The sequence below is a fragment of the Acinetobacter sp. YH12099 genome, from assembly GCF_013419195.1.
Taxonomy (GTDB): Bacteria; Pseudomonadota; Gammaproteobacteria; order Pseudomonadales; family Moraxellaceae; genus Acinetobacter; species Acinetobacter towneri.
Map to the genome: position 1 here is coordinate 150,625 of NZ_VPAP01000003.1, position 14,351 is coordinate 164,975.

Sequence of the window (14,351 nt, forward strand, 5' to 3'; positions counted from 1 at the left end):
AACGCATTTTTAAGTGAAGTTGCCGTTAGAAGCGCCAGTTATAGAAAATATCCACGGCGCGTTCTAAAGCTTGACTAGCTTCCAAATACAGTCGTTTATTCATTTGATAACGCAAAGTCAACTTATTGACAGGTGTGAAAACCCCCACGCCATAACGAATAAACAAGTCTGGGGTGATATAACCCGTCAAACTGACTTGGGTATCATCGCCTGTACCTTGGGCATCAAGTGCCAAACCACTTAAACCGAATGTACGTCCAATTTGATTGGTCAAGGCACGTGTACCACCCAATCCCATACTAATACCTGCCGCGGCAATGGTATTATTGACATCAGACTTAAAGCTTTCAGTCTGACTCAAACCACTAGTACCTTCATTGATACGACCTGTAATCAAGGCATTTAATGCTTCTTGTTCAGATAAGCCTGCATCGTTATACACTTGAATGTTCGGACTACTGGCTGTGCCTGTAACTCTAAAGCCGACCATGCTGCCCTGTACATTTTTATTGGCATCCATATCTAAAGTTGGGTTAGAAATTGGGCCATTAAAACGCGCAATGGCACGGTTCAAATCCAGACTTTGTCCATAGGCTTCAATTTTCACACGCTGGCTGACCCCAATCGCACCATTGGCACGCATCGTAGTTTCTAAACCACGTTGAGATAAATACAAACGTCCAATCAATGGAATACGGCTATTAAAACCTTGGAAAATAACTCGATCACCCAAATTCAGTTCAAGATCGGCACGAATATCCCACGGACGAGCTGAACGTAACAATGCCAGTTGATCTTGTCCTTCATGCACCACACGCACATCCGAAGAAACGTTAACCACAGGTGCCGATACTTCAGGCATAGAAATTAAAGCCCGTGGTACATCTACACGGCCTTTTAAACTCAGTTTTTTCTGGAAAGGTAAAACATCTAAGGATACATCTGGCGTAATCATTGCAGTAATCAGCGGTGCTTGACGAATCAATAAATCTTTACCGTTTAAATTTAACTGAATACGCGGATCATTTTTCCAATCTACACTGCCTGTTAAACGCCCTACACCACCACCGCTGTTAAATGCGCCATTAATACTGGCCTGATCTTGGCGGATAGAGGAATAGACCTGCACATTGGTCAGATTTACAGGTAACGAAATCATGCTGATCGCACCATCTTTCAGGCGCATTTCACCTGTGAGCAATGGTGAAGTTAAAGTCCCATTGATCTTGCCAGCAAAGGACAAAATGCCTGCCATTGATCGCACATCGGCAATAAACGGTTTAAAAACTTTAAGTTGTACCTGATCAAAGGCAATTTCACCGCGCATTGGCATGTTTTTAGTGTAAGGATCAATCAGCACATTGGCATAACCTGTACCAATTTCAGGTGTTTTCACATCTATGCGTAATTTCAAGCCTTCGGCAATGCTTTTTGCGACCACAGCCACTTGTTCATAGCGCAAGGTTGAGCCTATATCTTGTGGATCGTCCGCAGCAAGTCCAATGACGCCATCACGCGTGACCAAATGTGCATCAATTTTTGGCTTCTGTCCTTTTGCCCACGCCGCTTTGGCATACCCATTAACCTTGCCTGTAATCGCCAAACCTTCAGGCATAAATGCAGAAAAGTCATTTAAGTCTAAGTTTTGAGTCACAAATGATGCATTGGCTTTGGTTTTACTCACACGAATAGGTTGATCAAAACACAATTGGCTTTGCTGACTCATCCAACAATGCGCACCAACATACAACTCACTGGTTCTATGTTGATATATCACGGCCGCGTTTTGGCGCTGTGCCAAATGGGTTCTTAAGGAGTCAAAATCCCCTTTCTGAATTTGTCCCATCCAATCATTTTGTGCATTTAAACCACCCGCCAATTGCACATAAAACTTACTCAACTTATTTTCAGCTTCCAGTTTTAAAATATGCGCCTGACGTGTGCCTGCTAAAGAAATCTGCCCTTGCTCAATGCCACGGTTACCACTGCGTAAATTTTCCATGGATGCCGTCATCAGCGTTGGCGTATTTTCAGAAGTTGGCAATTCACCTTGTAAGCGCAACTTACGCACGCTGAAAATATTATTGAGGCTGAACTGATCAACAGCGAAATTGGCAGTGGCTTGTAAGCGTGGCTGCGACTGCACATTGATATAGCCATACGCACGTCCACGTAAACCTGAATAGATTTCGTATAAAGCAGGCGCATTGACTTTAATACGCAGATTTTGTGCATTCCCCGTTGCTTGTAACTGATTTTTGGCATAAGACAAAAATAGATTATTGGCTTCAAACTGTTGTGGTAAAAAGCCTTTTTGATTAGCATCAATCAACATGGCTAAATTCCCCGTACCACGTACAGGTTTATTATTGAGCATGCCTGCCAAATTCAGACGTTCAATGTTGATCCGTTTTTGAGTGTCTGACCAAATACCTTGAGTGCGAATATTGCCCGATAATTCACCACGTACACTGGACACAAAATAGTGCGGCTTAAAGCGAATTAAAGAAGCGTTTAAATTCCAGCTCACCCCCTGATTCAAATGCAGCAAACCATCCGCCACAATTTGCCCTGCAACACCATTATGGCGTAAGTCGCTAATTTTAATTAGTTCCAGCGTACCCGATAATTTTAGTTTTAAATGTCCTTCACTGCCTTGAATGGCACTGGCATTTAACCCACCATCATAATTCACGGCAAAACTTTTAAAGCCACCACCAGCTTTCACATCATGGAACAATAAAGCGATGGTGCTTTGCCCAGTTAAATGTACGTTTTCATTTTGATTGACCAAACGCCCTGTCAAATTAATATCTTTCAAATGAATAATTTGCTGATTCGGCAATGCAAAACCATTGGCTTTAAACTGCCCATTTAACACATTAACAGGTGCTGCGGTGCTGATACTTTGCGGATTAAAGTTTTTCGCAGCCAATACCGCATTCCATTTCAACTGACGTTTATCAGTTGGTAAATTAATGACGGCGCTGCCTGCCAAATGACTATCTGCAGTATCAAATTTAAAATTAGGAATATTTAAACGATTATTCTTTAAATTCAATTTGGCTTGGTACATGCCCGCAGGTAACATGGTTTTTTCATGTGTGCTGACTTTACTCGCCACAAAAATATCTTGCTGACCTTCTACCAAGGCCAATTGCACATCACCCGATTCACTTTTCAACCAACCCACATACGGCACAGCACGGTCTATGTTGTTCCAGCGCACATCAAGCAACATCGGATTTGCCGCTTTGCCCTGCGCAGGTTTTTGATCGAGTTTTAAATTCCAAGTTTCATATTGGTCAAAATCGACTTGTGCAGTTAAGTGTGTGCCTTTTTCCAAATGACCTTTAGATGCTAAATTGGCATCTAAACTTGGCGGTAAAAAGTCTTTGACCACTTGAGGAATTAGTGGATCTTTAGGATTAATTTTATCCAGACGTCCTGTTAAATCCCAATTGACTTTTTTATCCCAACTGACAATGCCCGCTACATTGGCAGCACCTTGCATAAGTTGTGCATTTAAATTACTGATATTCAGTTGATGAACTAAATCGGTATACATCAGACCTGTATATTGACCTTTAGGGATGTGTTTACCGCTCAAATCCGTATTGACATCAATATCTAAACGCTTGATATCGCCTTTAAATTTAGCTGCACCTGCTTGGGTAAAAAGTTCCTGCTCGGTCAAAATAGGCCAACGGTAGTTTTTAAATTGTAACTCACCAAACATTGGCACTTGCTTACGCATTGGATGCAACACTACCCATCCCGTGAGCAAATCAGGCGTATTTGTTGCAACACCCGCCTGAATCGTGTCGAGTGTGCCTTTGCCTACTACTTTAATATCGTGAATATTTAAGCTGTCATGTAAAGAGGGAATATTTAAATCACCCACCACATTAAGCGGATATTTACCTTCAAATTTCATATCGCCTGTGGCATTGCGTACATTCAAATATCCCATATCCATATTGGAATCTTCAAATTTCAGTTCTGTACCCGACCACAAGGCATTATTTAAATGAATATCGTAAAAATCAACCTGCGTACCAGAGGCGGTTTGAATCAATAAATGATCGACATCGGCAGTATCTAAACGCAAAACAAAAGGTAAGCGAATTTCATTGAATTTGAATGGATCATCACTTGGTGGGCCTTTCGGATAAATCCGCAGATTACGCACATCGGCACGATTGAGATGGATTTCTTTATCTAAAATGGCACGCCAACCAAGAATGACATCGGCACGGTCAATTTTGACATCAACAGGTTTTAAACTGACGATGATATTGCGCAGAATAATCCCGCGCCATAAATTACCGCCTTCATATTCATAATGAATAATTTCTTGGCGCTGCAATACGCTGTCTAATAAGAACTTTGAGCCACGGTCTGTTGAGAACATCACCACCAAAGCGGACACCAATAAAACCAGCATCAACAGCAGTGACAGTAAAACACTCCTGAGTATTCGACGCTTTTTAGGTGGCGTTACTGGAGTTTCTGGTTGCTGTTCAACTTCAGCCATAATGTTCTCTAAGTCTTAAATTTATAGTTGAGAGCCAATAAAGAAATGTAAACGGATTGGATGGTTATCATCTGAAATACCAGAAGCCACATCAATCCGAATTGGGCCAATTGGTGATGCCCAACGTACCCCCAAACCTACGCTATATTCGGTGTCGTTGCTAAAGTCTTTATCGTAAGCATTACCAAAATCACTAAATACTGCTGCGCGCCACCCCTCTTTAAATTGATAGTTATATTCTAATGAACCAACCGCCAAAGCCTGACCTCCAATTTTAAAGCCTTCAATTTGTGGTGTTAAAGACTTGTAGTCAAAGCCACGTAAAGACTGGTCACCACCAGTAAAATAACGCAAATTATAAGGCACTTTATTAAAATCTTCGGTGTAGATATAACCTAAGTCACTGCGTCCGACAAACTGATGATCGTCATTTTCACCCAATGAATAAATAAAACGCCAACCTGCATTTAGAATGGCTAAATCTGCATCGCTGAGCAGTGATTCACTCCCCAGTTCTATTTTATAAATTTGGCGGAAACCTTTGCTTGGGTTAACACGACGGTTACTGTCGGTACGTGAAACTTCATAGCCAAGCAATAACGATTGTTGCTCGACATCACCATTGGCAATAAAGGCATCAGGCACTTTTTCCAAAAATACAGTGCCATCTTCAGTTAAGCGATCCAGTCGATAACGCAAGCCAAAAGTATGTTGCCAACTGCCCATTGGGTTTTTAATCACACGGTCTACACCTGCAACCGCAGATTCAATCATCAAGCCGCCACCTTGTGCAACATCGTCACGTTCTTCACGCTCATAACCGCCAACCAACGCGACATAATCATTCAGTGGATGGTTATAAGGAATGTTATAGCGTCCATCAATGGCTTGACGAATTTGTGAAAGCTCCAAGTTGGCATCGAAAGAGTGACCACGTTTATTGACAATGGCACGGCGATATTGCCCACGCAAACGTACGCCTGTGTCAGTTCCGTAACCCGCACCGACTTCGGCACTATTTAAGCGGTCTGCATTTAAAGTCACAATCACAGGAATTTTTTTGTCGATACGTGCCTGTTGTTTTAAGCGTTCTTCTTCTGATTGTTTGTCTTCTTGCTGTGCTTGTAGCATGCGCAGCTTATCGTTGCTCGCACCTTCTTCTGTGCCTGCAAACTCAGCTTCATTCACCACAGATTGCGTCACTTCCTGAGATGACACCACCCGTTTTTGATCGACGACTGTGGCATCGTAAACAGAGAGTTTTTGTTGATCGACCAAAGCCTGAATATCAGGCGGTAATTCCAAAGGATACTCGACAGGATCAGGACGGATCGTATCAACTAAGGTGTAGTTGAAATAACGCGAGTTGGTGAGGTTATTGGCCAAACCATTTACACGCCAAAAAGTATAGTCAGCATTGTCCTGCCAAGTGACCATACTTTGCAGAATATCCATATCCAAAGGGAATTCTTGATTTGGATCGCTCATACGAAATTCAACATTTCCGAGTTTATAACGCTCGCCTGTTTCATAACGTAAATTGATATCGGCTGTATTTTGAGGTTGAGCGACTTTAACGTCATGCAAACGCCAGTAACTGTCAAAATAACCGTTATCTGAAGCGGCATCGGTAATTCGTTTTTTGGTTTGCTCATACAAACCATGATTAAACACATCATCTACTTCTTGATCAGGCAAGACACCAATAACCTGAAATTGTGCCTCGTATTGTCCTTCACCTGTAAATTCAATATTTTGCTGTTTAATCGCCACAGGTGGATTTGGCACAACCTGCACACGCACGCGGCTATCACTGAGTTTTTCAAACTTAAACTCGGCATTATAAAAACCCACCGCCTGCGCAGCCTGATTTGACAACGTACGCAGTTGCGGCAATGCCGATGGAAAATCTGCAAAAGACTCCTGGGTAAAACTGGACAGTTTGGCCTTAATATTGGCACTTAACTGATCTACCGCTGTACGATAAGCATCGGGCGATACCTCTCCAATTGAGTTTTGTGTACCATTGGCGCCTTTTGCGGTAATGACTACATCTGCACTAATACGCGGCACTTTGGCTGTATTTAGCTCCCGCGGTGGACGGACTTTATACAGTAAACGTCTGAAAAAACCGAGTTTATCGGCATTTTCGACCTGCGTCATCCAGCCCAATTCAGTCATTAAGGTATCGTTAGGATTGGCTTCCACTACAAAATTACTGTCTGCCTGAATATTGGTTATGAGCTGATCGACATTTACAGGCGCTTGATCAATTTGCAGTAGCTCCTGCTGTGTTGCGTCTTGAACCAACGTTTCTGGCACTTGACCATTGCGGTCTAGCATCGCTTCTTGTTTGGCTTGTTCTGCCACCTGAAAAATTTCATTGGCAAGCCCCTGATCTACAGGTGCAATGGGTAAATCTTCTAAGTCTTCAAATTCGATAGGCTGAAATTCAGCAAAAGATGCCCCTGCCTGTTGTTGCTGTTGCAGCATTTCTAGACTATTAAATTCAGGTGTTTGCGCTTGCTCTAAAGCTTCTTCTATTTTTTGTAGATCTTGGGCACTGTCTTTACCTTGTGCTGCTGCCAGTTGTTTAATTTCTTCAGCTAAATTTTGTGCTTCTTCTGTAGTTGGAGTCTGCAGTGATGTAGGATTTTCAGCGAGTTGGGTGTTGGAGTTAGATACCTTAAGACTTTCTGCAAAACTTGAGGATGCAACTAAACCTAAAAACAGACTTAGTCCGAGCTTTTTCGGCATATTCCAGCATAAAATTGCATGCATACTGGAACACAGTACTGATTTTTTAAAGTTTGTATTTACAAGCATAAAAAACTCTAAACTGATTTAATTTTTTGGATAAACCCCAATCAACCCACGTATAAACACTATTTGTTCGATTTTTTCATTAGTGAAATACTTGAAACATCATACATGATTTTCTGTACAATTATATCAAGTGGTCACATTTCTTAATAAAACTAAACGAAGTTAATCACGCATGAAAAAAAATGAACATTTGTTAAAGAGTCGTCGCTTTTTGCCGATGTTTCTCACTCAATTTTTTGGCGCACTCAATGATAATGTGTATAAACAAGCGCTGCTTTTGGTCTTTACCTATGGCTGGATTAGCCAACAATCTGCAAATGTCAGCACCCTGAACAATTTGGCAGCCCTGCTGTTTATTTTGCCCTATTTCATTTTTTCTGCCACCGCAGGACAATTGGCAGACAAGTATGAACGCGCTCAATTGGTACGTGCCATCAAACTGCTTGAAATTATCATCATGCTGATTGGTACCGTTGGTTTTATTTTAGGAAATTTGTGGCTGTTGCTGATGGCCTTGTTTTTAATGGGTGCACAATCGACCTTTTTTGGCCCAATCAAATATGCCATTTTGCCTGAAGTACTCAAACCGCATGAACTGATGTCAGGCAATGCAATTTTCCAGTCAGGTACATCCATTGCAATTTTATTGGGGATGATTTTAGGCGGTGCAGTGATTTCAGTATCTGCAGGCAATTTAGTCTGGATTAGCTTAACTGTGGTGATTATTGCACTAATTGGTTATGCCTCAAGTCGTTTTGTGCTGACGCAGCGCGTCACGGCACCCGACATTCAAATTGACTGGAATTTTTTCCGCACCAGTTTCCAGACTTTAAAATATGCCAAAAGCCTGCCGATGATTTTTTTGATCTTACTTGGAAACTCTTGGTATTGGTTTTATGGGGCAACGTATTTAACCCAAATTCCACAACTCACTCAACAAAACTTGCATGCTTCTGAAAATGTGGTGAGTTTATTACTGACACTCTTTTCTGTCGGTATTGGCGTAGGTTCTTTGCTCTGCCGTAAAATAGGCGGTACCGAGGTCAATATTAAAATGGTGCCTATTGGCGCAGTCGGTTTAACCGTCTTTGCTTTTTATTTGGCAGGCACATTGGCTTTTGTACCAGAAAAAACAGGCGCACTACTGGGCTTAGCCGAAGTCTTTCAGCAAGGCTGGAGTTATTATCATGTCATGTGTGCAGTCACTTTACTGGGCATTAGTGGCGGTTTTTACATTGTGCCCTTGTATGCCATGATGCAAGCCTATTCCCCTCGCTCGCACCGCGCACGTGTGGTCGCAGCCAACAATATTTTAAATGCGGTATTTATGGTGTCATCTGCCATTTTTTCGATTTTAATTTTAAGCATTTTAAAAATTGATTTAAAAATTTTATTTAGTATTACGGCTGTTTTAAGTGCTGTTTTCACCTTTTGGCTCTTGTTAAAGCTCAAGCCAATGTTAGATACTGCACAGGACTCTTTGGAGGATTAATTTCATGCGTCATTACACAGGCATCGACAAGTTTATTCATTCATTTGACCAAGCCTTACGTAGTTTAGTACCTGGCACAACTTCGGCTCAACGTGAAAACCCGGGCAATACGGTTGAAACCAAATTGGCTGTGAGTGAAGCACGTCATGTTGCAGGCTTAATGCGAGTAAACCATAGTGGTGAAGTCTGTGCACAAGCCTTATATCACGGTCAGGCTTTAACTGCGAAATTGCCCAATGTACGTCGTGAAATGGAACAGGCTGCAATTGAAGAACAAGACCATTTGGCGTGGTGCGAAGACCGCTTAAAAGAGTTAGACAGTCACACCAGTTTGCTTAATCCTGTATGGTATGGCTTGTCTTTTGGGATGGGTGCAATTGCAGGTATTGCGGGCGATAAATACAGTTTGGGTTTTGTGGCAGAAACTGAACGTCAAGTCAGCTTGCATTTAGAACATCATATTAGCCAATTGCCTGAACAAGATGATCGTTCACGTAAAATTCTAGTCCAAATGAATGAAGATGAATTGCATCATCGCGATACGGCGCTCAAAGCAGGTGGTGTAGATTTGCCTGTACCTGTACGTTTGACCATGACTGCGATTTCCAAACTCATGACCAAGACCAGTTATTATATTTAATGAATTGATAACACTTAAACGCTCACGATTGTGGGCGTTTTTTTATGCCAACAAATAGAAAAATAGCTCAATTAAAACGATCAAGACATAACAAAGAAAGAGCCGTTTGTGAGTTATCCCAAGATTTATCCGCAGAATTTGTGGATAGTTTTTAAGTGCAAAGCCGTATAAATACAGAAAAATATGGTTTTTTAAACAACACGGTAATTTGAATCAAGTCAATTTTAAATTAACTTGATCCCTTGTATACGTCATAATTTCAAACTTTAAACAAGATAAATAACCTTACTATTTTCTAATCTTAAAATTTTTTTCTTTTGTAGTTGAGTAATTATCTTTCCTCTCTCTTCTTCAGAAATTGATCCTTTGAACTGAAACATTGCATCAATAAAATTTTCTAAAGATTTCTGCTTAGAAGGGCGACTTTTAAGTAAGCGTTCAGAAACATAATCAACATCTATGACCTCATCTTCTTGTTGGACTTTTTCTACATATTGTTCCTCTTCTTCTTTTCTTGCGACTTGAATAAGAAGTTGAGCCAATTTCAATTTATCTCGATATCCCAATTGTAGAGCTAGTTCTTTTATTGCTTCGTAAGACATATTATCAAAAAGTATATTTAAGTAACTAAATTATAAAATATAATACCAGCTTATATATTGTTTTAAAAAGCTTTAATACTAATTACCGTAAACTAAATAGCTAAGATCAAGACACTTTCATAAATCAATAATTAATCATAGATCATGAGTATTGAAAGTCCCTCCACCCCAGTTAAGACTATTCTCCAAGAGGATAACTATGTACTAAATGATAATTTAAAGAAGACTTATAAAAGAAATCTAGTATTTTAATTTACTCTTCACAACTCACAATTGGGTAGTCATGCTCTGGATGCACAAAAGCCTCATCTTGCCAAATATCCCACATTGGAATTTTAACATCTAAAGCCAGTGGCAGTTTTTTCGGATTGAATTGCATTTGAGCTAAATTTTCACCCCACGCAATAATATCAATATCCAGCGGAATATCATGCGATGGACGCACACGCCCTGCTGCAACTTCCAATTCCTGAAGGATGACGTTTAGATGCTCAAAGCTTAAACGGCTTTTTAGCAAACAAGCAGAATTCCAATAGTCTGCACCAATTCCATCACGGCACGGAATCAGATAAATGTGCGAAAAATGCACTTCACCCAATGCAGCAATTTGCTGATAGGCATTTTTAAACTGACGCGGTGCTTCGCAGTTACTCGCCAGAGCGAGGGCAAAAATCGTTTCGGTGGCGTTCAAGACGAATTCCTACAGAATTGGCTTCTGGAATAATGGCAGGTTTGCGAATGGTGATGGTAATGGATTCAATGGCGGCAAAAGTCGTAAAAAGTGCATCCAATACCAATTGTGCGGCATGCTCAATCAATTTGGGCGCAGCCTGCTGAATCACTTGCGCTGAAATGCTGCAAATTTCTGCATAATTGAGCGTGTCTTGCAACTCATCTGAAGCTGCAGCTTGGCTTAAATTGGTGGCAATAATCAAATCCAACATAAGCGGTTGTTGAATCTGACGCTCCCATGCAAAACAGCCGACGACTGTTTCTACCTTTAAGCCTTCAATGATAATTGCATCCATGACCACACTCTATATTTCATTTTAAATCCTTCTATCTCTGTCTATTGAAAGGGATATTTTCCGTATTTTAAAGCCACACTGAACTCATAAAACAAAAGATCGGTGGCTTTAAAATATGCAACCAGAAAGCTTGATTCGACCAATATGGATAATTAATGCTTTAACAACAAATTCGGATCAATGCTTTGTACCATCTGCAATCGTTGATCGGCATAAATATCGGTATAAGGTGCTAAAACGCGCATGAAACGGTCAAAGTACAGCATTTGCTTGAACAGTAAAGCAAAGTCACGCGGGAAACGAATCCCATGACGCTCACCCACAGCAACCATATCGAGCATAATGTCATTTAAATCGGCAGGGTTAGAAGTCAGCAACTCTTGAGGATCGGCCAGCAATACGCCACTAAATAAACGCTCTAAATCTGCTGCCAAAACCTGAGTATCAATTTGCTTGTCGGTCATGCCCATTTTGAGCATATTTTCAGCCATAAGCGTGTAGTTGGTATTTTGTAGAGCATCCATAAAAGCCATACATGCAGTCCACACTTCAGGATTCAGCTGTCCAACAATACCAAAATCAATAAAGCCGACACGCCCATCTTCAAGCAACATCAGGTTGCCTGCGTGTAAATCGGCATGGAAACTGTTACACATCATCAAGCTACCAAACCATGTATTCATGGCAGTAATCAACACTTGCGATGGATCGTTAGATACTTGTTTCACCACGTCAAAATCGGTCAAAGGTACGCCATACAAACGCTGCATGGTCAATACGCGACGGGTGGAATATTGATGATAGACCTTAGGTGCAGTGGCTTTTGTATTTTGGGTTAAATTCAGATAATTAATAAAATCATCTAGGTTACGTGCTTCTTCAATAAAGTCGACTTCACGCACCATACGGGTTTTGATTTCTTCGACAATATCGGCCAATGACGCAAATTTGACTTTAGGTACAGCTTTTTCGAGCAGTTTAGTCGCCCAGTGCAAGACGTTTAAATCGGTATAGAGAATGGTTTCTACACCCGGTTTTTGCACTTTAATCACTACATCTTCGCCACTCACCAATTTTGCAGCATGTACTTGTGCGATAGATGCTGAAGCTAAAGGCTTTTCATCTATTGAGGCAAATATTTCATCTAAATTGCGCCCTGCAAATTCAGATGCCAATACTTGCTGTACATAGCTAAACGGTAAAGTTGGAGTTTGGTCTAAACAACCTTGAAATTCTTCGACATATTCACGTGGGAACAATGACGGTGTACTGGCAATAAACTGCCCAAGTTTAATGTAGGTTGAACCTAAAGATTCAAATGTTTCGCGCATGAGTTTGGCATTACTTGGCTTTTCAGTGGCATATTTAATGCCTGCTTTGGCTGCCACTACGGCAGTTTCACCCATGCGAGCAACTGAACGTAAACCATCTAACCAGATATTATTTTTCATCATGTCTGAGTCATATTAAAGTAGTGAGAGTTTAACAAAAAATTGCCAAGTAAAAAGGCTATCTTGCCTGACAAACTGGACAGTTGTGGTCTTGATCAAACGACAATAAGCGTTGTTTCATGCTTAAACCATCCCAAAGTAATAGCTTTTGTTTCAGCGCGGTGTTGCCTAAACCCAAGTACAATAAGGCATGATGCGCTTGTAAACTGGCCATGACGTTGGGAGTGGTTGCCAATACGCCACTGTCAGCGCAGCGCAAACTTTCATTGGCATGTTGTTCTTTCGGGAACAGACATTCATAGCAAGCAGAATCACCTTCGACCATGAACATTTGCCCTTGAAAACCAATGGCAGAGGCACTGAGTAAAGGTACATTCAATTGTCGGCAATATTGATTGACCAAATATCGGGTACTGAAATTATCACAACCATCTAAAACTAGGTCTTGTTGGGCAACTAAAGTGCCTGCATTTTGCGCATCTAACAGCGTGGTTAAACAAACAATCTCGATATAAGGATTAATTTGCATTAATCTTTTTGCGAGAATTTCGGCCTTATAAAAGCCTAAATCTGCGGGGGTATAGGCGATTTGTCGTTGCAAATTACTGGTTTCAATCACATCAGCATCAATCAGAGTGATTTTTCCCACGCCTGCACGTGCAAGTAATTCTGCGCTTAAACAGCCAATCCCGCCACACCCCACAACAAGTACGTTGGCCAGTTTTAATTTTTCTTGGGCTTCAATATCCCAGCCATCCAATAAAATTTGTCGGCTATATAGATGCATTTCTGCATCGCTCAATTCCAACTGAGTATCGAATATGCTTTCCAAGAAAATGCCCTATTCTGCAAAACCAAAACGCCAAGTATAACGGGTATTCAAAGCAAACCGCCATGACGGCGGTTGAATTGTTGCGTATTTGAACAGATGGAGATGTGCAACGACTTGCTTAAAAGTGCATCCGCATGCCTACGTTATAAGTAACGCCATCGGCATCGCCTATATATTCATTATAATAGGCAATTCCACCATTCCAGTAACATGCCGTATTCCCGACTTTGTCTGAGGTTGTCCCATCTTTACAGGTGGTATTCGAGGTGCTGTCATATAACCATTTATAACCGGCAGTGGCGTAAATCGAGAAATCAGGAACAAAGTTCAAACCGACTTCTACGCCCACAGGTAAAGTGACAAAATTGACATCATTGGCAAGCAGCTTTGAACTTGCGCCGCTATAACCTAGACCTGCGTATGTATTGAAATAAAAACCATGATAGCTGATCAGGTTTAAATTCCCGCCCATATTGAATTCATAATAATCCAAATCGTATTCATTGTTTTTTAAGAATTCCAATCTGCCATAAAAACCTGAGCGATGTGGCGTGGTGGAAACACCCAAAGCAAAACCATCTAGTTCTACTGTATCGCCACTGTCAAAATCTGCTTCAAAATTGGCGTATTCGGCAAAGACTGCATAATTTTTTTGTGGCGTTTTTGCTGCTGGATAGCTGGAATAGGCTGTACTTTCAGCAGTTGGCGCTGGGTTCCAGTTTTGTGCATAACTGCCAGAGGCACACAACAGTAAAGCTGCGCCCATCCATATCGACTTCGTAAATATCCGCTTTGACGGCTGCGTGAAATTTAAATGAGCTGTTACCATGATGTTCTCCCCCAATATGTATTGCGCTGCCTACATGCTTTTATCGTAATCGAAGTACATGCAGCCTTGTTCATTGTGTCAGCATAAAGTTGAAAATATCACATCACCAATATG

Annotated in this window: 10 protein-coding genes; 2 read left to right on the forward strand and 8 right to left on the reverse strand. The window is 41.1% G+C overall.

Annotated elements, in window-relative coordinates:
* Positions 1 to 25: 25 nt before the first annotated feature.
* Both FTU39_RS03690 and FTU39_RS03695 read right to left on the reverse strand, forming a co-directional pair.
* Positions 26 to 4,537 (reverse strand): translocation/assembly module TamB domain-containing protein, encoded by a 4,512-nt coding sequence (locus FTU39_RS03690; RefSeq protein ID WP_180051737.1) that lies wholly within the window; start codon positions 4,535 to 4,537, stop codon positions 26 to 28.
* A gap of 21 nt (positions 4,538 to 4,558) precedes the next feature.
* Positions 4,559 to 7,363 carry an autotransporter assembly complex family protein gene (locus tag FTU39_RS03695; RefSeq protein ID WP_180051738.1) on the reverse strand — a complete coding sequence of 935 codons (2,805 nt, stop codon included), beginning with the start codon at positions 7,361 to 7,363 and terminating at the stop codon, positions 4,559 to 4,561.
* Between the two features lie 172 nt (positions 7,364 to 7,535).
* Between FTU39_RS03695 and FTU39_RS03700 the strand changes: the two genes are divergently transcribed.
* Entirely contained in the window at positions 7,536 to 8,855 is a 1,320-nt protein-coding gene (locus FTU39_RS03700) for an MFS transporter (RefSeq protein ID WP_180008506.1), read from the forward strand.
* A gap of 4 nt (positions 8,856 to 8,859) precedes the next feature.
* Positions 8,860 to 9,495, forward strand: coding sequence for a 2-polyprenyl-3-methyl-6-methoxy-1,4-benzoquinone monooxygenase (coq7, locus tag FTU39_RS03705; RefSeq protein ID WP_004973212.1), 636 nt, complete (start codon positions 8,860 to 8,862; stop codon positions 9,493 to 9,495).
* 266 nt (positions 9,496 to 9,761) lie between these two features.
* Here coq7 and FTU39_RS03710 read toward each other — a convergent pair whose 3' ends face one another.
* The 6 genes from FTU39_RS03710 to FTU39_RS03735 form a co-directional block, all read right to left on the reverse strand.
* Positions 9,762 to 10,097, reverse strand: a complete 336-nt coding sequence (locus FTU39_RS03710; RefSeq protein WP_180051739.1) for a hypothetical protein — start codon at positions 10,095 to 10,097, stop codon at positions 9,762 to 9,764.
* A 253-nt stretch (positions 10,098 to 10,350) separates the two neighbouring features.
* Positions 10,351 to 10,788 (reverse strand): 2-amino-4-hydroxy-6-hydroxymethyldihydropteridine diphosphokinase, encoded by a 438-nt coding sequence (locus tag FTU39_RS03715; protein ID WP_180051740.1) that lies wholly within the window; start codon positions 10,786 to 10,788, stop codon positions 10,351 to 10,353.
* Positions 10,745 to 11,125 (reverse strand): dihydroneopterin aldolase, encoded by a 381-nt coding sequence (folB, locus tag FTU39_RS03720; RefSeq protein WP_004973210.1) that lies wholly within the window; start codon positions 11,123 to 11,125, stop codon positions 10,745 to 10,747. The genes FTU39_RS03715 and folB overlap by 44 nt, the downstream gene beginning before the upstream one ends.
* A gap of 152 nt (positions 11,126 to 11,277) precedes the next feature.
* On the reverse strand, positions 11,278 to 12,576 hold the full coding sequence (locus FTU39_RS03725) for an AarF/ABC1/UbiB kinase family protein (protein ID WP_026438367.1): 1,299 nt from the start codon (positions 12,574 to 12,576) through the stop codon (positions 11,278 to 11,280).
* A gap of 58 nt (positions 12,577 to 12,634) precedes the next feature.
* Positions 12,635 to 13,363, reverse strand: coding sequence for a HesA/MoeB/ThiF family protein (locus FTU39_RS03730; protein WP_096900943.1), 729 nt, complete (start codon positions 13,361 to 13,363; stop codon positions 12,635 to 12,637).
* Positions 13,364 to 13,526: 163 nt separating this feature from the next.
* A complete protein-coding gene (locus FTU39_RS03735; protein ID WP_004973205.1) occupies positions 13,527 to 14,237 on the reverse strand; it encodes a hypothetical protein in 711 nt (236 codons plus the stop codon).
* Between the last annotated feature and the right edge of the window lie 114 nt (positions 14,238 to 14,351).

Coding starts and splice junctions, on each gene's coding strand:
- FTU39_RS03690 (WP_180051737.1), bottom strand. CDS start 4,537: ATGGCTGAAGTTGAACAGCAACCAGAAACTCCAGTAACGCCACCTAAA.
- FTU39_RS03695 (WP_180051738.1), bottom strand. CDS start 7,363: ATGCTTGTAAATACAAACTTTAAAAAATCAGTACTGTGTTCCAGTATG.
- FTU39_RS03700 (WP_180008506.1), top strand. CDS start 7,536: ATGAAAAAAAATGAACATTTGTTAAAGAGTCGTCGCTTTTTGCCGATG.
- coq7 (WP_004973212.1), top strand. CDS start 8,860: ATGCGTCATTACACAGGCATCGACAAGTTTATTCATTCATTTGACCAA.
- FTU39_RS03710 (WP_180051739.1), bottom strand. CDS start 10,097: ATGTCTTACGAAGCAATAAAAGAACTAGCTCTACAATTGGGATATCGA.
- folB (WP_004973210.1), bottom strand. CDS start 11,125: ATGGATGCAATTATCATTGAAGGCTTAAAGGTAGAAACAGTCGTCGGC.
- FTU39_RS03725 (WP_026438367.1), bottom strand. CDS start 12,576: ATGAAAAATAATATCTGGTTAGATGGTTTACGTTCAGTTGCTCGCATG.
- FTU39_RS03730 (WP_096900943.1), bottom strand. CDS start 13,363: ATGCATCTATATAGCCGACAAATTTTATTGGATGGCTGGGATATTGAA.
- FTU39_RS03735 (WP_004973205.1), bottom strand. CDS start 14,237: ATGGTAACAGCTCATTTAAATTTCACGCAGCCGTCAAAGCGGATATTT.